Source organism: Actinomadura rubrisoli (assembly GCF_004349215.1).
Lineage (GTDB): Bacteria > Actinomycetota > Actinomycetes > Streptosporangiales > Streptosporangiaceae > Spirillospora > Spirillospora rubrisoli.
The window spans coordinates 1-20,294 of the sequence record NZ_SMKU01000096.1; the positions used below are offsets into that span (position 1 = coordinate 1).

Sequence of the window (20,294 nt, forward strand, 5' to 3'; positions counted from 1 at the left end):
CAGTGTCTCGTGTGCTCGGAGATGTGTAGAAGAGACAGGGGTACGGCTTTGCGCAGCGACAGCTCCATGGAACCGATCGACAGCTCTTCGGCCGAAGTGATGCGTAGCGTGACGCCGGAGCTATCGACCACTTCGTATGGATCGGGGCCGGTGAGGGTTTGGTAGATGGCGCGGCGGATGTCCTCGACTGCGGGAACCATGGGGAACGCCGGGTTCTTGTAAAACTGCTGGTTGACCTCTTTGAGGGTGAGGTCGCGCGGCATCCGCCTGAGCAGGGTCTTGAGGTAGTCGCCGGAGAGTTTGCCTGGGTATACGGCGCGGCCGTTGTCGACCAGGGCGGCCCACACGTGGGTGCCTTTGAGGGTGGTCTTGGTGTCGTCGTCGAAGCGTTGCCAGTCGACCTCGATGCGGTCGGTGCGGGTGAGGTAGGCGAAGTGCTGGAATGCCTTCTCCAGGTCGTCGTCGACTCGCTTGGTCGCGGTGCGGAGTTCTGCTTGCGCTTCGGCTCGTTTGTCGTCGGCGGGGTCGAGTTGCTTGATGACGGCCTGCCAGGCCAGGACCTCGATGACGCGTTTGCGGACGGTGTCGCGGCGCTGGGTGTTGACGCAGGCGACGACGCAGGACGCGGCATTGTCCACGGGCAGTGCGTGGTCGCCGACGCCGAGCAGTGCTGCGACGTCGTCGCGGGTGGGGGTGTCGCGCCCGTTGTGCAGGGTCCATCGGCGTGGATCGAGGACGACCAGGCGGGTCTTGCCGTTCTGGTCGACGTCGGCGAACACCTGCGACAGTGCGGTGCCGGGGACGTCGGGTCTGGACACGGTGGTGACCTTGTCGAAGGGGCCGGGGCTGCTGTTGGCGATGGACTGGGCTCTGTCCCACAGGTAGCTGTCGCGTTCGTCTGGCTGGACGGTGCCGCGTGCCTGTTTGTAGAACATCCGCAGGGTCTGGGCGATGGCCAGGTGGAAGCGGGTGGCCGCCCTGCCAGCGGTGGAGTCGGTCACTTCCAGGGCGCCGAGTCCTTCCTCATCGCTGACGAGGGCGTTGAAGACCTCCTCTGCGGCTTGGAATCGGACGCCTGGTGCGTAGACGGCGGCAAGGAGTTCGGGTTTGGTGGCGCCGAGTTTGGCCTGTTCGCGGGGTACCAGGGAGTAGCAGAACAAGGCGGTGGCCATGCGAAGCGCGGGCGATGGTTGCCCCGCGTCGACGTCCCTGCCGGTGAGGATGCGGTCGAGTTCGCGGGCGCGTCCTTGCCGGGCGTCCTTGGTGGTGACGTCGGTGGCAGCGACCTGGCGGTAGCCTTGGATGGCGCGTTCGTTTTCGTGGAGTAGTCCTGAGGACAGCACGTGCTCGATGACGACGTGCAGTGGAAGGTCGCCGACACCGACCAGGTCAGGTGCCCAGCGGCCTGCGGCATGCTCACGCATCCAGTGGTAGGCGGTCGCGGAGAAGATCTCGACGGTGGACCGGACACGCTGGAATCCGGCGTGGCGTGACCAGTCCTCACGCACCAGCGCCATCAGGTCCGGGGAGAAGGGGTAGCTGTCGGCCAGCCGGTCACCGAACCCGGCCGTACCTCGCCGGGAGCCTAGACGCCCGAATACTTGATCCTGCCATGCCCCGTGCGTGCTGGTCTCCCAGGCCGAGGCGATTATGGCGGTCGGTAGGTTCTCGGTCCGTTCGAAGAGCCGACGGCGAATGATCGCCGCGAAGTCCTGTGCTTCGGTGACCGACACGGTGGTGCCGTTGCGCTCGATCCGGCTGGCTATGTACGCCCGCAGATCCGCGGCCTCCACGGGATACCCGCGCTCGTCCTGGTCGGAGCGGATCATCACCACGACGAAGGCGACTCGCCCGCCATCGATGTCGTCCACGGCGTCCATCAGGTTGTTGAGAAATGCCTTCTCGCCCGGCATGGTGGGCAGATGCCGCTGGTCGGACAGATCCATCGCGTAGTCCATGAGCTCGTCCAGCAGGATCAGCACCGGACGATCGACCGCCTTGAGCGCGCGGCCCAAGGCGGCCTTGTTCGGCCCTTCGGCACGATGCCGGGTGTACAGCTCACGGTCGCCGCGGAACAGCGACCACAGGAACCGTTCGTACAACGTCGTCGCGGGACCGAACTCCGGACTTGGCGCACCGGGTGTCATGTTGTCGGCTGACAGCACCACGGCCCGCGCGTCGGTGAGATCGATCGTGCCGCCCGCCTGCTCTGCCTCATTCTTGATCTGTCGGCCCAACTCCGTCGACAAGAATTCTGCGGGGTCGTTGGCCAGATGGTAGAGACCGACCAGCGCGTGGCTCTTCCCGCCTCCCATCCCTTGATGGAGGTGGAACAGTGCCTTGCCGGTACGGCCGCGTGTGCCGAGACGGCGCGCGACGGCGGCCATGAACAGCACCAAACCTGCGGTCGGTTCGGTGATCTCCGCGTAGTACCGGGGATCGGCATAGGGGACCTCACGGTCGGTGTAGACCGCGCTGTACAGCGACATTTGCAGATCGGCGATCTGGCCGGCCGCGTCGGTGATTTCCGGGCGAAGGGCGAGCACGTCCGCCCAGTGCGGATATGGGGAGGTCATCGGGTGTCCTAGACGTCGAACAGGGTCGGGGTCTTTTCTGGACTGGCATCGATGCGGGCGTTGGTGATGCCCTGCGCGATGTTCTTGACCGCGCTGGCGTTCCGCTGCAGGGCGGCCAAGGTCTTCGCAGTGTCGTCGCTGGGCGGTAGTTGGGCGGCCAGGTCGCCGATAACGGCCCACAGGTGCTCGTCATCGGCGGGGCGTTCCCAACGAGCCAGCACACTGGCCGCCTTTTCGGTACCTCCTGAGGCGTAGGCGCCGGCCAACGCCCGAGCAACATCGAACTCGGCACTGGCGGCGTCGATGCGGGACGGCGGGTCGAGCAGTAGCCGGAATCCCTTGCTGGTTTCGTCCAGCAGGTCACCGCGGACATCGTCGATCCGGAGGTTGTCGACCTGCGCCAGGAACCGGGCCTCGCCCTTGGCTACGACCGTGCGGCCATGTACCCGCATCCAGAACACCGCGAACCGGGTGATCGCGTCGAAGGTCTCGATCGGGATCTGATCTAGCCGCAGCGCCGTCGCTTCACGCACACAGCGGCGCGCCAGCGTCAGGTACCGCTCTAGCGAGGCGATCTGCCCATCGGGTTGGATGACCGTGGAATACCGGCCGTAGACCTCCATGGCGGGCCCGTAGGCGGCCATCATCTGGTCACCCAGCGTCAAACCTTCATGAGTCCACCGCCGCACCCGTTCCTTGATCGCGTCCGCGACCTCCTTGTCGACCTGCGCAGCGGTTGCCGGTTCCCGTCCGTCTGGGGCGACCCGGCAGCCGATGGCGACCGTGACCTTGATCGATGCCACTCCGGTGTTGGCCGACTCGGTCCGGCTCGGCCACGAACTGGTGACCACGAACCCTGCGTCATGCAGCGCCGCCAAGAGTCTCTTCCACGCATCGGGGTCGGAATGGCCGAACACGACGACGAGGTGGCCCTCAGGGCGCAACACACGGCGGCACTCGCGGAACGCGGTGGACAGGGACGCCTCGTAGAAGTCCTTGTCGTGGCGAACTCTGCCCGGCTCGTGAACCCGCCGGACGATGATCTCGTCGTTCTTGTTCTGCAGGCCGTCCTTGGTCCGCGTTGCCTTCGTGCCGAACAAGTCGGGCTCGATGTCGAACAGGATGCGCTTCAGCCACACATGCATGAGGTCGGAGGCGTCCGCGTACTCGATCATGTCGTAGTACGGAGGATCCGTGACGATCGCGTCAACACTGCTGTCTCGGTAGGGCAGTGCCATGGAATTCGCCTGACGGAACCGCGCCGGGGATCCGCGCAGGCCCCGAACGTGAGTCGAGTACGGACGGATCCCCATAGCCGAAATCGAGGACCAGGTTCCCGGGCCCAGGCCTGGTCCGGTTTCAACCCAGTCGAATTGAAAATTTAGGCTCGCTTCATTGGCGAAGAGGTCGGTGACATAGGTTCGATTCTGTGCCGATCCATCGCTTTTTCCTCTTGCTTGGACAGCGCATCCTCGGGTTGAGCGGCGGAGCCTTCGTGCGAGAGTGGCTGCGGCAAAGGAAGTTAAGGCCCGTGCATACTCTGGCGTCGCGCCCGCCGAGATCAACTCGGCGTGACAAGTACGGATTGCGCGAACTGTTTCTGAAAATTGAAACGCCTGTCTGTCGCACATGAGTTCACCGAAGGTGCGGTAGCCGTAACCGCTGGCCATTACCGTATGGACGTTTCCGGCCGGGATGGCTTCATCGGGGATGGCGCTCCATGGTCCGAATCCTTCTAGCTTGGTGAGGTCTAGGTATTCCGCTGCCTGGCGTTCTTCGGGGCGCAATGCTCTGAACACGCGCTTGGCTTCACCTTCGGTGTCGATGGCCAGGATAAGTTCGTCCCTGTACTCGCCTGCGATCCCTTTGGACTTGACGGTCTCCAGGCTGTGGACATGGCCGCAGGGGAAGGGGCATCGTGCGCTCTTGCCCTTACGTCTCTTGCCGTCGCCAAGGTCGGTGGAGGAATACGTTGGTGATTGCTCTGGATTTCCCTCTATTACCTCGACGCCCCAACTGTCGCCCTCGATCACGAGCCGGAGCGCTTGCCCAGGGTCGCGGGTCTTGCGGTAGGGCTGGCGGAGAGTGAAACTTCCGAGGAGGGGAAATCGTCGACCGCATCCATCGCATGGGATGCTGATCGCCCATTGATATCCCCACGGGAACGACCCATCGGGGTTGCGGGGATAGTAGCGTTCCACGGCGGCTCGCATTCGGTCGCCCACCTCGCCGAGGAAGTTTGCGAGATCGGAGATCAGCCGCGGCGCGCTCTCGTCCTCGAAGAGTGTCTTGGTGGGGTCTTTCCGGGACGGCCAAGGCAGCGGGGGTTCGGTGGACCAGTCGCGCATCGGGTAGTCGGCGAGGACCTTGCCTGCGAGCGTGGCCACGGGGCTGAGGTCCAAGCCGACGGCGGTCGCGCCGAGCCGTGCGGCCTCCAAGGGGATGATCCCGCGGCCGGAGAAAACATCAAGGACAACTGGACTGCCACTGTAGAGTTCAGAGACGGTACCGCCCAGTTTTTCGATCGCAGTGTGGTCTCCGAGGACCGCGGCATCGACCAGGGCGTGTACTCCGGGCTGCTCCGGAAGCAGAGATGTGATCACCGCCGCGCGGGCCTGAGCGATCGGCCGGGACGCGAACCAGGTGAAGATGGCCTTCTCATTGAGACCCGACCCCGCGCTGTTGCCGCATGCTTCGTCGACAGCGGCACAAGGGAACCAGGTGTCGATGAGTTTGCGGCCGGTATCGGGGGTCATGGGGTCTCCATCAGGCGGCGAAGCCGGGATACGGGGATCGTGAAGCGTTGGATCAGTCTTGGTCCGGCGAGTGTTCCGGCGGGGTCTTGGCAGCGGATTACGACAGCCGGATCGGTCGCGCAGTGCAGCACCACGTAAAGCCAGTAGTCGTTGCCGCGTTGCTGGGCTTGGGCCCATTCGTGCTGTTCGAGAACCACCGGTCGCAGGTCGCCTGCGAACCCCTTGACTTCGATCAGTCGTTGATCGGTGGTACCGGGGCGCCGCGCGAGCAGGTCGTATCCGAGGCCGGCGGTTTGCCGGTCGTCGACGACCCAGCCGAGTCCTTCGAGTTCGGCAACCACGGTGGCGACGGCGAGCGTTTCGGAATCGGGGTCGCGGCCCAACTCCTCGGCACGTGCGCCACCGGCCACCTGGATCCACCCCAGGGATGCCGGGCTGGAGTGGGTGACGGCATCGATCAGGTCGAGCTGCGCGAGACGGTCGGCCTTGATGGTCTCGAACCGGTCGAGCGCTTCTCTCTTGGCAGCGGGTGGCAGGCCCCGGATCTGGCGTTTGTAGCGGCGTTCGATGTCGCCGAGGTCGGCACGTGTCTTGGCCGTGATCGCCTGTTGCCGCTGCTGCATGGCGGCGGCTTCGGCGGCGACGGACTCGCGGGCAGCGTCGTCGGCTTCGAAACGTGCGGCCGGCTCCGGAGGAGCCGAGGAGACGGTGGAGGCGGCCAGGTTCATCACCGATTCCCATGCCGCTGGGAACGCGCCCGCGCCCGAGTAGCGGATCAGGAACGGCACGGTGCGTCGAGCACGGTGGAGACCGTCGTGATGCTCCAGGTCGGCGGTGTACACGAACAGGGTGTAGCCGGTGAGGGAGGCCAGGTCGACGGCGGCGGCGCCGGCGAGCAGGTCGGTCTCACATCGGCGGACCGCGCGCTCCACCAACTCCTGGAACGGTTCCTCAGTGGGGCCGAACACCACGACGTCCTTGGCGCGGCCGAACTGTTCCTTCTTGGCTTTCGCCACGGCGTCCGCGTCGGCCGCGATCAAGCATTCGCGTCCTCCGCCGAATGACTCGGGCAGGACGCTGCCGGTGGCGCCGATGCTGAGGATGCGGATGCCGGGCGTGGGCCCGGTCGTCACATCCCATCCTTCGACCTCAGCGGCGTGATCGATGAACGCCGACACGATCACCGGATTGATGGCCTGGAGACGGTCAGCGGCGAGCCGCTGCAATGCCTCGCCATGGTCGACCGGTGTTTTCAGCCGGTCCTCATCGGTGACGATCTCCTTGGCGCGGGCGATCAGAGTCTGGGTGTCCGGCACTGCTGCGATGACGTTCCCCACTGCGCCGGGCTCACGGTAGGCCGCCGCCATGGCGGCGCCGAAGTCGAACCCGGCCTGGTCGACGGTGGCGTCCAGCAGGTCGTACAGACGACCGTCCAACGCCCGGGAGGCGGCAGTCAGGTTCTCCAGCATGACCTGCTGGACCCGGCCTTCCCGGGTGCCGGGAGCGACTAGGTGGTAGACGAAGACGTCGTGCTCCTGGCCGATCCGGTGGAGCCGTCCGGCTCGCTGCTCCAGCCGAACCAGGCTCCAGGGGATGTCCCAGTCGATCATTACGTGCGCGGATTGCAGGTCGATGCCCTCGCCGCCGGCGTCCGTGGACACCAGCACCTGGAACTGCCCGCCCAAGAACCGCAGTTGGAGGTCCTCGCGACCGCGCTGGTCGACGCTCCCGTCCAGGACCTCTGTGCTGAACCCAGCAGTGGTGAAAACCTCTGCCAGCCACCTGGCGGTATCGGTGAATTCGGTGAACACCAACAGCTGACCGGCACCCGGACTGATCCCGTGCCGGGTCATGATCTCGTGGGCGGTGCGCCATTTCGCAGGCTCGTCGCTGACGGTCATGGCACGCTCCAGCTGCCCGATCACCGCATCGACGACCTCTAGTTCGGCGCGCCTGTCCCGGCTCCGGGCCTCAAGCACCGCCTGCTCGGCTTCCTGCCAGGCATCATCGGAGTCCAGATCGGCCCGGGAAAAATCAGGCCGGTCGAAACCATCAGGCGGCACCCGGGCGACCCTGCCGATCTGGCTGCCCGACAGCGCGGAGCGGCGGCGCCGCAACGTCTCCAGCGCTGCGGTCACCGACGATGCCGCGCGTTTGCCGTAGATGGACCGCGCGAGCACCGAATCGGCCGAATACCAGGTGGTGACGTAGTCCATCACCGCCTCGTAGGCGTCGGACTCGGCTGGGGACAGGAATACCTCGCAGGTCTCGGCGTAGCGGGCGCGAAACAGCCTGGCGCCCGTGAGATCGCGCAGGTCTTCCTTCATCCGGCGCAGGAAGTTGTCGCGCCCTGGCCGCAGCGCGGTGTCGTAGGTGCGGACCGCGTCGTCCCAGGGGTAGATCGCCGGGTCCAGCAGGTTCAACAGCGCCCTGAAGTAATGCTCCTTGCCGCGGTGCGGGGTGGCTGTCAGCAGCAGCAGGTGATGGGTGACCTCCGACAGTTGCCGCGCCGCACCCAGGTACTGCGAGGTCGGTGTCAGCCGGTGCGCCTCATCGAACACTGCCAGGGACCACGACGCGCGGCTGCCGACGACCTTGCGGCGCACATCGGTGTTGTAGGTGTACAGATCCAGGGACACGATCCACACAGCGACGTCGTCACGCAGATCGAGCGGGTCCCGGCCGATCTCCGCTGTGATCGGATGCGCGTGAATACCGAAGAACCGTTCGAGTTCCCGCACCCATTTACCTACCAGGTGAGCGGGAACGATGATGACCGTTTTGCCTGGGATGAGGCCGCGTCGCTGTCCTTCGGCCAGGTACATGCCAGTCATCAGCGTCTTACCGGTGCCCGGTTCGTCCGCCAATAGGAACCGCAGCCGGGGCTGAGACAGCATTACCCCGAACACCGCGTCGTCCTGATGAGCGTACGGGCGTAACGGACGTGTTGCCAATACCGCAGACCGGATCCGCGGGATTGCCCACCGCATCCACTGAGCCCACACCCCAGTGATCGCCCGACCGCTGTCACCGCTCCCGTCCGACGTCGCCACCTTGCATGACGCGACATCCCCCAGCCGGACGAACACCTCCACAAGCCCGCGGGACGGAGACCTCACAACACAGTCGAACCCAGCGCGCGTCGGAGTCGAGGCGACGACGGTCACTACCTCGCCGTCGATGAGGAGCCGCTCGTCCCTGGCGATCTCCACCGCAACCTCCTCTCGACTACCCGAAGCGACCGAGCGACGGAGAATTACCTTTCCATGAAGGAGCGTATGAAATCACCCGTTTCCACCACTTGCTCAATGCGGTTGCTCAACGAAGCGGGCGTACATGCGGCCCCGCAAGCGCGACATATCGCCCATGCGTGAGTCCTTCGTGGAGGCAACAGTCCAAGTCACCACGGGTTTACTGACTCCCCGTGTGCGTTGACTCGACCAGTTCCATCGTGCGGATCCAACAGATGACCCCGGTGGCCACCATCGGCCTAAGAAAAGAGCAAAACGAAAGGCCGAGCGGGCAGCTGGTGGTTGCCAGAGAAGGTGTGGCGTCGACCTGTCAGGCTGGGGGTCGCAAGTGAGCAGGCGGCGCAGCACCTCGGCGTGGGTAGGCTCCGGCGGCTGCGCGGGAGCGCGTACGTTCGCGGGCGAGAGGATCCCACATGTGACCTTGGTCGTACTCGTCGACGGTTTACTCGTGGTGCAGCCAGATCCTCGTGGGGCACGAGCGTGCAGGGGGCAGATGTGGACGAACGGGCGGGCAGGTGCCGGGTATGCGGGCGAGGCCCGGCTGACCACTGGATCGACGGTGAAGGCCCGCTGTGCGACCCCTGCGCGGATCACCGCGGTGACGGGGTGGCCTCGGCTGCCGGACGCGCCGCCTCCGGTGCCCATCACCGGTGGGGACGGTCGGCGGCATCTGATGCGGTACCGGCTCTGGCGTGCCCCGACGGGCATCTCGGTACGCCTTTACGTGAGCCGTACCGGATTTGGTGAAGTCCGGTCTACCTGGCGCCGGTTGACGCTGGTGTGTTGATCGAACGGTAGTAGGTGGCCTCGCACTCGGCAGGTGGCACATCATCGATGGCCGAGTGCAGACGCCGGTGGTTGTACCAGCCGATCCACTCCACGATGGCGTATTCGACCTGGTCACGTGTGCGCCAGGTCCGCCGGTAGATCAACTCGGCCTTGAATGTGCCGTTCAACGCCTCAGCCATGGCGTTGTCATAGGAATCGGCGACCGAACCGACCGAGGCCATGACGCCCACGTCCGCCAGGCGGCTGACATACCGGAAACTGGTGTACTGGCAGCCCCTGTCGCTGTGATGGATCAGGCCACCGGCCTGCGGCTGTCCGTCTCGGCGGCGTTGCCACAGCGCCATCTCCAGCGCATCCAACGGCAGGTCGGTGCGCAGGTGATCGGCCAGCTGCCAGCCCACGATCCGCCGGGAGAAGGCGTCCAGCATGAACGCCACGTACACCCAGCCCTCCCAGGTGCGCACGTAGGTGATGTCGGCCAGCCACAGCCGGTCCGGCCGGTCGGCGACAAAGCGCCGGTTGACCAGGTCCGGTGGCCGCGGCGCGGTCTCATCGGGTGTGGTGGTGCGCTGGCGGCTGCCGCGCCGCACGCCTTCCAGGCCGTGCTCGCGCATCAGCCGCTCCACCGTGCACCGCGCCACCGGCACGCCCTGTCGGCGCAACTGCCGATGGACGCGCCGGGAGCCGTAGACCCCGTAGTTGGCCTGGTGGACCTCCTTGATCTGCTCGATCAGGCCAGCATCACGCTGGGCGCGGGCCGAGGGCGGGCGGCGTTTGCGGCCGTAGATAGGTGCCCGGGCACAGGTTCAGCACCCTGCACACACGGCTCGACCCCGAAGCCGCCGCGGAGGTGATCGACCACCGCGACTACCTCGTCCGGGGCTGGCCGAGCTCGGCGGCGAAAAACGTGCTGGCGGCCTTCAATATCTCGTTGGCTCGCTTGAGTTCGTTGTTCTCCTTGCGCAGCCGCTTGAGCTCCTCGCGTTCAGCGCTGGTGAGCTGCTCGGGCCGCTTACCGGCATCGGCCTGGGCCTGACGCACCCAGGTCCGCAGCGCCTCGCGGTGGATGCCCAGATCGGCAGCGATCTGAGCGATCGGCCGATCCGACTCCAGAGCCAGCCGCACAGCCCGCTCACGGAGCTCCAGGGGGTACTTGCGTGGCGCCGACATCGACGGTCATTCTCCTCGCTGCCAGCCAAGATCATGACTGGCTTGAAGGACTTCACCAAACCCGGTACGGCTCATTCCTCACCCTGGCCGCCGCCCTGATCTGCTTTAAGAGGCTCGCTCAAATCACCACGTAGGACACGCCCTTAGGAGGTTCGCGCACTGTCGGATTTCGCGGGTCCCGATACGCGCCAGTTTTAGGTGCGGTTTGCGCTGGTCGGCGGTGGTGTTGGCCCACCCAGCGGTGCCCCCTGGGGACCCCAAACACAGGGGAACGCCCCGCCGCGCCCGCCGACGGCCACCTGACCATCACCGGATCGTTCACCGTCGGCGCGAGCCGGTAGCGCTACGGAGGCAAGCACGGGGCCGGACGGTGGGGTAACACGCACCGACAGCCCCCAATTCGTCTTGCGTCATGGACAGGATCAAAGTGCGCGGGCCGGTCGGCCGTCCCCGCACCCGACCGCGTGCGGTCGCCGGCGACAGGGCCTACTCCTCGTGCGCCATCCGCGCCTACCTGCGCCGGCGCGACATCAAGGCGGTCATCCTGGAGAAGTCCGACCAGGCTGCCAACCGCAAGCGGAAAGGACGCGCGGGCGGCCGCCCGGTCAGCCACGACGTCGAACTCCGCAACACCGTCGAACGCTGCATAACAAGCTCAAGGAATGGCGAGGACTTGCGACCCGCTACGACAAGATACCCGACAGCTATCTGGTCGGACTCCACCCACACGGATGCATCATCTGGCTCCGCAGGCAGCCAGCCCTCCCATGATCTGAACTACGAACAGGCCCTAATTAAGCGGCTGGGGCGGCAGATCGGGCGTCGCGTATTCTGCCGCCTTCCGAGCCTGATGGAGGGGATAGGGCAGAGTCAGCCACGTGTCGAGTTCGGGTGCATAACGCAACTGATGGACACAGGAGGCCAGTTCGGCGGGAACGTCGTTGGGAGTGCAGGCCACAACGCAGAGTTCCACCAGATTGGGGTTGTACGCCTGCGTTCCGGTGTCAATGATCTCCCGGCCCTCCGTGGTAACGCGTATGCCCTCCTTCCGGGCCCCGACGGCTGCGTTGCTGCCCGTGACGGATCGTTCGCCACTGGAGTAGTGAAGCCGTCCGTCGGCATCGAGGGGTTCGCCCCACAGCCCCGCCGGGAGCCCGTGTTTTCCACCAGACCCGTAGTACTGCGGCGTCTCATCCCTTGTGCTGTCCCGTACGCGCACGACGCGAAGTTCGTCGCCCCATAGCGAGATGGGAACGTCTCCGTCGCCGACATCGATGCGATCCGGGATGAGTCGGGCGTTGCCGATCCATGGCCAGTGAGAACGGAGGTTTTGCGCCTGAACCATCAGGACGGTCGGCCGGCCTCGTTGCGCGTACAGCAGAGGCCGCAGGAAGGCCATCGTCTCGCGCCAGCGATGGTCGTGGCTCCATTGTGCGCTCGCGTCGATCTCGGTCTCGCCGTCGTCCGGCGGCGGTGCCTCGGCCTCTCGTGCCAGCCATAGCAGGAAATCCCGATAGGGCACCCAACGCCGGATGTCGTCGCGCCAACCTTCGAAAGCGTCCATCGAGGACGGACGGTACTTGACGGCGATCGGCCGCCACAGGCGTGGGCTGGTCGCGCTCCGCCGCTGGCGGTTGATCGCCCATACCGCGACGAACTCGGGCTCGGAGCCGAGGGCGATGGGGACGGCGGGCAGGGGAGGGCGAGCGGCACCGGCCTGGCGGAGGACGTCTAGCCATGCCTGGCCCGCCCGGTGCGGCCGGTCCTTGGCGAGTCTGGTGCCCACCTCGGCGCTCTGGATGAACTGCGTCAAGGTACCGGCTTCCGCTGCTCCCGTACGGATCACGAACTTCGGGTCGCGGTGCGGGACCTTGAACTCGCGATCGATCTCTATGACCGCCGCATCCACGTCTGAGCCTTTGAAGGCGTCTTCCGCCTCCTTCGCGCGTGCGGTGACGGCTCGAGTGACCTCGGCGCGCTGAGGTCGCGCGATCCCGATGTCCAGCCCACCGCAAAGGCCGCCGCTACGGCGCGTTTCGAGGACGACCTCGATCTCGGGAGTGGTCCATCGCAGCGTGCCGTTGTCGGAATCCGGTGGCTCCAGACCCAGAACGTCGCAGAGCGCCTTGACCAGGGCGCTACGCGTGGCGGGGTCCTGCCAGAGAACGTGCGTCGTGAAGGTGCCCTTGGACAGCACAGCCTGGAGCGCCGCCCGCCGCCGCCTGGTGATCTCTGCGTGAGTCTTCTTCCTTTCCTCCTCGGCACGGCGGCGTCGCTCCTCTCGCGACAGCTTCGCCGGCATGCCTGGCCGGTACTGGAAGTTGACGGGCTTGTCGGCGAACCGTGACCGTCGCCAGCAGGCCGCACGTTCCATCGTCCCCGACAGGACGCCGTCGATCGCCTCAAGGAAGGCCACTCGGTCTCCCGCCATGAGTCCTGAACCCACGGCGTGGCTGCCCATGCTGGTGCTGTACGGGATGGCCACGCGGACTCCGTCGGAACTGTTCAGATAGTCCATGGGGTTCGTGCAGAGGGCGGCCGCGTTCACGGGAGAACTGATCAAGCTGGCGTGCGGGAGCAGTTCGGGACGGTCGATCGAGTGCCAGAAATGGCGGCCGTCGGCTACGTCGTAGCGGAGCCGGTGGACCGCCAAACGGCTCCGCACATCGGACATCCCCGGCCATGCGGTCGCGGTCGCCAGGTAGACCGATACCGAGCGGCCGGCGGTGTACAGCAGCCCCTGGGAGCCGACCCTCGTCACCCAGCGCCTGACCCCCGTCCGCACGTGAACGCGAAAGGATGGCTGGAAGGGGAGAGTCTGGACGCTGACCGTGATGACGTAGGAGAACCAGCTGTCCGGTTCCTCGGGCAGGCCCTGGCGGGGCGGCCAGGAGACCAGTTCCGCCCCGTGTCCCCGCCATGGGGACTCCATGAAGGCGAGGCTTTCCCCGTTTCCGGCGGTCAGATCGCCTTCCAGCCTGATCTTCCGGGCGAGCCAGGCGGCCAACAGCGGATAGATCTGGTCGGCGGGCTGCGCCGTACCGCCGGGACTCATCGTCGTCTCGGCCAGGTCGAACAACTCGTGCTTCCACTCAAACGCGGTTTCGTCGATCAGGCGTTCGACCTCCGCGCGGTGCTGCTCGGCGCCCTTCAGGCCGAGGGACCAGATGTGGATCAGGTCTCGGACGAGCCCGGTGTCGACCTGATGCAGGGAAAGGAGCCACGGCACGTCGTCCGTCATCGACACTCGCCGGCCCACTGACAACACGTCAGGTGCCGCGAGCGGCAGCAATGTGTTGAGCGATCTGATCGGGAATGTGCGCGTGGCGGCGGCGAACTCATCCGAGAGGCCGGACCGGTATAGCTTCTCCAGCGCCTCTCGCAGCTCGCCGGGTACGCGAAGCACGTGCACCGGTTGATGGATCTCGGCTGCCGGTAAGTAGGCGGCCAACTCGATCGCGTTATAGATCATCGTGTTCGGTCTGCTCTCACCGGTACGGCTGGGGGAGGACTGTTGAGCAACGCCCGCAATGCGTCGAAAAGCGGCCGGTAGAGCGCTTCCACGAGGTAAGCGGTGGCCGTGTCGACCGGCGGCCGGTCGGGAAGCGGCTTGATCGTGCTGATGGTGGGTCGACCAAAATACAGGGCCAAGACGTCATGCATGCTGACCAGCAGGCTGCTGCCCGAGGTCTCTCGCGCCTGCCCGGTCGCGCGTTTCGGGGCGAAGGCCGCGTCTACGAAGTGGACCCTCGCGTCGACGCCTCCTCGCGTCAGCCGTCCGATCACTTGCCAGATCACGACGAGCAGGTCCCATGTCAGGCGCTCACGGTCGGCGTGGTCGAGACGCTGCCAAGCCATCTCGCGGTTGGCCAGCCAGCGCAGACGACGGCGGGCCTCATGGCGCCACTCCAGGCCGGCCGCGTCCAGTGACCCGTTCCTTCGGACGATGTTTGAGAAGGCGTCGGTGGTTCGCGTCGCCCGCACCGTCCAGTCGTTGAGCGCGTGGATGAGCACGGACACGTCGGACGGAGCCGGGAACGGCCGGACCAGGAAGAACGCAGAGCCGAAGAATGCCTCGTCGAAGGCGTTGAGGATATTGTGGCCCCGCTCGACCGCCAAGAGCGGTGCTACCAGAACGGTGTACGGGGTCTCGCGAAGGCTGGCGACGTCTCCGCGCCGCAGCGTCGGAACGACATCGTCGGTGTCCATGAACGGAGCGCCGGTCGTGATGTCCAGGTCATCGTCATCCGAGACGAGAACACAGACCTGCCCCTTCCAGAATGGGTAAGAGTGGAGGGTCTGCGCCGCTATCCGCGCTTGGAGGTAACTCCCGGTCAGCAGGAGTAGATTCGCGCGGTCGGCTCGGTGCTGTCTCAGGTAGTGCATCTCCTGGAGAAGCGGAGCCTCGGCCCCGTCGAGCCTCGGTTCGGCGAGTTTGCGGATCATCTTCCGGATGACCTCGGGCCGCCGGTCCCCGGTCCCGGAGAGCCGGAGCGGACGGGTTTGCCCGGTATCGGCGTCGTGTTCGTGAACGTAGGTCTCGAACATGGAGATCAGCGGACCTCCTCCGCTGTCTCGTCCTCCATCTTCCGGCGGCTGGTTCTGGGATGAGGCACGCAGGACCGCTCTCACCGGGTCGGCGATGTGGTAGCGCGTCGACAGCCCTGCCCAACTCGTGCCGGACATGAGCAGGACATTTGGACCCCGGTTGTCCTCGACCGAGTGGAGGGAGGAGAGGACGCGCAAGAGTTCCCTTCCCACACCATGGCAGCGGACGAAGCGCAGCTCTCCGGTGCGCGTGTAACCGGCACGCTGGTCACGAGCGAACTGGAACGCCAGCACGTTGCCCATGGGGGATTCGGGCACGACCGGCGCGTAGTCGAGCGGCGTCCGGTGGTAGAGCGCGTTCGCGGCCGGGTCCAGTCGCAGCGCAGCCTCGACCCGTCCCCAGAGGCTGGTCAGGATATTCAACCGGTCATGCATGACCGACAGCAGCAGAGTGAACTCGAACCTGCGCTGCTCGCGTTCAAACTCTGCGATCAGGTTCTCGTGCTCGCTTTCGTCGCCCCGGCCGGCGTCATGACTCTCGTCGCCTGGATCGTACAACCCGGAGAGCTCCTTGAGGACGGCCTTCGCCCTGCGATCGGCCTGTGGGTTGTCGGGGCCATTGGTGATCAGTCTGCGGGTTAGTCCGGTCAGCCGCCGGGTCTCGGCCTTCGGTGTTTCGGCCGAGGACGACGCGCTGCCGTCATCGTCGCCGAACGGGTCGTCACGGAAGGCGTCGAGGACCGCCTGCACGTACTTCCGCTGCTTGTCTCTGACCTCCTGCGGCTGATCAGGGTGGGCGTCGAGGAGCCGCAGCAGGCGGGCGCTCTCCGCGCGCGGAGTCGTCCCCTCGTCGCGCTCCTTCTTGCGGGCGCCCCTTCTCCGATCCGGCAGACGGGTCGCTGGCCAGCGACTGAGAAGCTCCTGCTGGAGGGTCCACGCGCTGAAGAAGTCCGTTCCCACCCACGCTCGGAGCTGGTCGTCCTCGACCAGCATCGCGTAGATCCGGTTCGCGCTCGTGGACACCATGTCGAGCGCCGCGGTCCACTGCTTGACCACGATGTCGCTTAGCTGGATGCGGCCCTCCCTGGCCAACTCGGCGACATTGTGCCGGAGTAGTTCGTCCAGCCAGGAGTCGGTGCCGGGCTTGTAGAGGGTTGCGGTGGGCGCGAAGACCCGATCCAGCCGTATCTGCACCTGGTCGGCCTCGTCAACGATCATCATGTCGCTGCGCCTGCCGGCCAGTTCGAGGTAGCGGAGTCCCTCGGCGTTCAGGTGCCGGGGCAGTGAGGTCGCGGTCAGCGACTCCGGTGTCGTCACCCAGATCGTCGCTTCGCGCAGCTCACGCTCGATGTCGTGCCGGGGGCAGCACGACCACAGGGGACAGCCTCGGGAGGTCTTGGCCGTGGGGGGCGGCAGTTCGGCCGAGACCGGCACACCGTCCGGAGCCGGCTTGACCGGCCTGAGATTCGTGCATGGCGCTTCGCTGTAGGGGAGCGGTGCTCCGGCCTCCGCGCCGCGCAGCGCGCTTAGCGGACAGGCCGTGCTCAGAAAGGCGAACGCCGGGTCGTAGTGAAGGGCGGGGAGCGGGTACCGCCGAGCCACCCGGCGGTGCAGACGCTTCAGGTGCTGTTCACGGGTGCTGGTGCCGATCAGCGGGGCCGCCCGTAGCCGCATGAAACCGTCGAAGCGACGATCCTGCGTCTGTTCAGCCGCCTTGCGGAGGCGATTGAAACGTTGGACCGTGCGCAGCGCCTCCGCAACGTCACCGACGACGATGACGATGTGTTGGTTCAGTTTCGCCACCGCGTGCGCGGTGAGGATGTCACGTAAGGTGCTCTTGCCGACTCCTGGGATGCCGATGAGGTTGAGCAGGCCATCGATGACGAGCCGCTCGGCGCTCTCGAAACGGTCAGCCGTCTCCGCGCGTGTGAACAGCTCCATCGACTGGAAACGGCCTTCCCAGTCGTCGGGTTTCTTCTCGAACTCGCCCGGCAGGTCGGTCTGGTCGAGCTCGGCCATCTGCGAAGCGGTCGCCTCCAAGGCCTCGACAGGCTGGTCGAACGGGCCGCGGTCGGTGCGGAGTCGCAACTCCATGCCCCGGTCCTCGGAGTCCGGCAGCCCGTCGGGGATGACGACGCTCTGCATGCCGATTCGACGCCCATGGAACCAGTGCTCGCCCGGCTCTGCGATCTTCATCTCTCGTGTGGTGAACGGGGCGTCGGTGACCAGGAGGCGGTCGTAGACAACCACCCGGCCGGCCGCCAAGGACGGTCGCTCCTGTCTCGCCGGTGCCTCGAGAGTGTCCATGAAGTCGTACAGACGATGTCGCCGCGGTACCCGGCGCAAGTAGTTGAGCAAGGCCGACTGCCACACGGCCCGTCTGTGCATGGGTTCCAGGTGGTACCGAGCGGCACGCAGGATCACGTCGATCTCGCTGCCCGGCATGTCTCGCCCGAAGCGGCGGACACGGGCGAAAGGGTAACCGCCGAAGAGCGTCCAACCGTCGATCGGGCTGAGGTTCTCGTCGACTCGGGAGATGAGGCGGAGCCCGAGTTCGACGCGGTAGTCGAGACCGTCGTTCTGCAGTTGTCGGAGTTCATCGGCTTCCGACTTCGAGAATTCCTGGAGTGCCTGCTTCAGGTGACCGTGCGTGCTGCGCATCTACTTCCTCAAGGTTCCAGGTCGCGCGGAGAGTCGGGCTTCATTCTCGAACGGCGCCGCGCCCTACCGATGCGTATCGGCGCGATAAGGAACTCACGCAGAGGTCTGGTCGCGTGGTACAGCCCATCCTTCTTGGCGAGGCTCTCGCCGCCTTGGACCCAGTCGCGGTCGGGGCAGTCTTCGATCTCGCATCGCCATCCCGTCGTCGTGTTGATTCTCAGGGAACCGCAGGAGGTGCACATGTTGGCGCGCCCGCGCCGGTCGAAGTACCGCTCGTGGACCGGTACGTAGCACGCCGATATGACCCCGTCTGGGATGCGCAGCCTCCTGCTGATCCTTAGGCTTGCAATGGCGGTGGAGGTAAGCACGGGGGACGCCACGAGCTTCTCGAGAAGAGCGCGCTGGCCTCCCGGCATTCCGGCTTCCGCGTACTGCCTCTGGACGTGATCCAACGTGATGCTTCGGATGCTCTTCCCAGCTGGATCCTCGTGATGCTCGTACCTCAGCGCCAGTTCTTGACAGAGCCGCGAGGGTGCGGCGGTGTGAGGGTCGAGCAACGTGCCTTCGATAGAGAGCTCTGTGGGTAGATCGAGAAAATCCCATTCCTGGACGTCGTGTTCGCGGCACCATGCGAGAAGATCCGTCAGGGACCGAGGATATCTTCGGTTTCCCTGTCGATGGTTCTGCGGGAACCTACGCAGCCCTGCCAAGCAGATGCGATCGACCGCCAACTGAGCCGTGCCATCGTAGGGATTGCAGAACTCCTTGTCGGCCGGCCAATCTGTGAGACGTGTGACGGTGACAGAGACCAGACCGATGATGCGCAGCGACTCGTCCTCGTTGAAGGCCGGCCCTGTCAGCTGTTCCAGAGGATTGGGAGCCGGGAGGGCATAATCCCCGTCGAGCCAGTCGTCTCCCTCGTCGGTCACTTCTTGACCTCTTCTCCGGCTTCGGCGGACGGGCACCACTGGTGGTACGGGCAGCGTCGGCAAGCCGGTCCCGGATTCGCGAGATGGGCGGCGTCCGCATGCCACGCCGCCGCCCATGGCCGCACCGTCCGGCGTGCTTCCTCCCTCAACGCAGGTGACCGAGGGTCAAGGATGCGCAGATCGGGACCGTGAGGTGTCAGGATCTCCAACTCCACGGCGGACAGCGGGCCGAGCGGAATCGCGCCCGCCTCATAGAGCAGGATCGCAAGCGCGGTCTGTTGATACCGGCTCAACAGCAGATCACCGTCGGTGATCCTCTTGAGAGAGGTCGTCTTCACCTCCCGGTAGTTCCACGAGCCGCTTCTTCGATAGACAAGGTCGGCGTGCGCGATCACCAGCGTGTCGCAGTGCGGATCGTCGGCGGCGATCACTCGTTCGGTGTGGGCGGGTGCCTCGGGCGCAAGGCCGAGATACGGGCACACCTCGAGGTGGGACGCGAGCATGGCGGCGGCGTTCTCGGCTTCGGCGCCCTCCAGACGCCACGATCCCCCCGTCCAGTGGCGGGGGTCCTCCGGGAGATCATCCGTAGTACAGGGGCGACGTGGGACACGGTCGTGCAGACGCTGGAGCCAGGCGTGGACTGCGTTCCCCTGGCGGACCGCGGAAGGGGTCTCCCGGACGTCGTCGACGGGGAGCCGTAGCGTACGGAAGTGCTCTTGCGCGGCGCACTCATCGTGATAGCGCCCGGTGGTGGCCGTGTAGACCCGCCGCGGACGGGATACGTCACTGATACCGAGCATCCCCCCATAGCGCGGCAGCCGATCGCACACCTTCCGTTCTTTGCACTCCAGGCAGTCGTAGCCGGGCCTTCGTGCCGTGGAACGAAAGAGGTCACGGATCGCCGTTCGTCCGTGCTCGGCGAAGTAGGCTTCCGCTGTTTCGACGCTGCCCTGGAACAGTGGAGCGACTGCTCCGTCAGTGCAACTGACCTCGAGGACGCGCACGAGATCGGGAGGTGTGGTGCCGGCAATGTGCGGGTCGGGCGGCAGGACGGGGAACGGCATGCCCCCGAGGTAACGGCCTCGCTGTCTGTCGAACGACGCGTTGTCGATCAGCGAACCCATGGCGACCACGTACGCCATTGTCGACTTCTCGGCATCGCTGCGGAGCCTGTCCTCTGTGCTTCCGGTGACCGGAACCCGGAGTTCCCGGACCAGTCGACTCGAACTCCGGTAGGTGTATGCCCGCCCCCACACGCACAGTTCATGTGTGCGTGAAGACGCGTCACTGGGAGGGACCTGGTGAACCCAAGGCCGAACAGCGACCACGTCGCGGGCGCCGATCGCGACCATGTCGGCAAGGAACACATCGCGGTAACGCCGCACTGCTTGATCGACCCAAGTGACCAGCCCTTCGTGGACGAGCCGGTGGAAGAAGGCGTTCGGCTCGGAGAGTCCTGTCAACGCGTCATCGTCACTGAGCCCCTCAAACTCGATCAAGTCGAGGAGCCGGTTGAACGGGTCGAAAGACATGGTCACATGGCGGGGACGTGCCAGGGGAGGACGCGATCGAGAGGGGTCAGCCTTGAACCTGTGAAAAGATGGACACGCTCGC

7 protein-coding genes and 2 pseudogenes are annotated in these 20,294 nt (G+C 65.8%); 1 reads left to right on the top strand and 8 read right to left on the bottom strand.

Going from position 1 to position 20,294, the window contains the following annotated elements; genetic code table 11:
- The 4 genes and pseudogenes from E1298_RS19365 to E1298_RS19375 form a co-directional block, all read right to left on the bottom strand.
- Positions 1-2,546 (bottom strand): DUF499 domain-containing protein (locus E1298_RS19365; protein ID WP_165975551.1); only part of this gene is annotated, 2,546 nt, incomplete at its 3' end.
- 38 nt (positions 2,547-2,584) lie between these two features.
- Positions 2,585-5,332, bottom strand: coding sequence for a DUF1156 domain-containing protein (locus E1298_RS48230; RefSeq protein WP_165975552.1), 2,748 nt, complete (start codon positions 5,330-5,332; stop codon positions 2,585-2,587).
- On the bottom strand, positions 5,329-8,544 hold the full coding sequence (locus E1298_RS19370; RefSeq protein WP_131895199.1) for a helicase-related protein: 3,216 nt from the start codon (positions 8,542-8,544) through the stop codon (positions 5,329-5,331). Before E1298_RS19370 ends, E1298_RS48230 begins: the two co-directional genes overlap by 4 nt.
- A gap of 794 nt (positions 8,545-9,338) precedes the next feature.
- Positions 9,339-10,542 (bottom strand): annotated as a pseudogene (locus E1298_RS19375) (IS3 family transposase).
- A gap of 387 nt (positions 10,543-10,929) precedes the next feature.
- Here E1298_RS19375 and E1298_RS50415 point away from each other — a divergent pair.
- Positions 10,930-11,313 (top strand): annotated as a pseudogene (locus E1298_RS50415) (transposase family protein); the annotation flags it as partial.
- 19 nt (positions 11,314-11,332) lie between these two features.
- Here E1298_RS50415 and E1298_RS19380 read toward each other — a convergent pair.
- From E1298_RS19380 to E1298_RS19395, 4 genes are read right to left on the bottom strand one after another with little or no spacing between them, the layout of a single operon-like run.
- Complete coding sequence (locus E1298_RS19380; protein ID WP_131895201.1) at positions 11,333-14,014, bottom strand: pPIWI_RE module domain-containing protein; 2,682 nt, start codon at positions 14,012-14,014, stop codon at positions 11,333-11,335.
- Positions 14,011-17,751, bottom strand: a complete 3,741-nt coding sequence (locus E1298_RS19385) for a pPIWI_RE_Z domain-containing protein (RefSeq protein ID WP_131895203.1) — start codon at positions 17,749-17,751, stop codon at positions 14,011-14,013. The genes E1298_RS19380 and E1298_RS19385 overlap by 4 nt, the downstream gene beginning before the upstream one ends.
- Positions 17,752-17,759: 8 nt before the next feature.
- Positions 17,760-18,680: a pPIWI_RE_Y domain-containing protein gene (locus E1298_RS19390; protein WP_131895205.1), complete on the bottom strand. Its 921-nt coding sequence runs from the start codon at positions 18,678-18,680 to the stop codon at positions 17,760-17,762.
- The gene (locus E1298_RS19395) at positions 18,677-20,212 is read right to left on the bottom strand and encodes a PD-(D/E)XK nuclease family protein (protein WP_165975553.1); all 1,536 of its coding nucleotides are present in this window, start codon (positions 20,210-20,212) and stop codon (positions 18,677-18,679) included. Before E1298_RS19395 ends, E1298_RS19390 begins: the two co-directional genes overlap by 4 nt.
- Between the last annotated feature and the right edge of the window lie 82 nt (positions 20,213-20,294).

Excerpts from the sequence above, each read along its gene's own strand:
- E1298_RS48230 (WP_165975552.1), bottom strand. The coding sequence starts at position 5,332 with ATGACCCCCGATACCGGCCGCAAACTCATCGACACCTGGTTCCCTTGT.
- E1298_RS19380 (WP_131895201.1), bottom strand. The coding sequence starts at position 14,014 with ATGATCTATAACGCGATCGAGTTGGCCGCCTACTTACCGGCAGCCGAG.
- E1298_RS19385 (WP_131895203.1), bottom strand. The coding sequence starts at position 17,751 with ATGCGCAGCACGCACGGTCACCTGAAGCAGGCACTCCAGGAATTCTCG.
- E1298_RS19395 (WP_165975553.1), bottom strand. The coding sequence starts at position 20,212 with ATGTCTTTCGACCCGTTCAACCGGCTCCTCGACTTGATCGAGTTTGAG.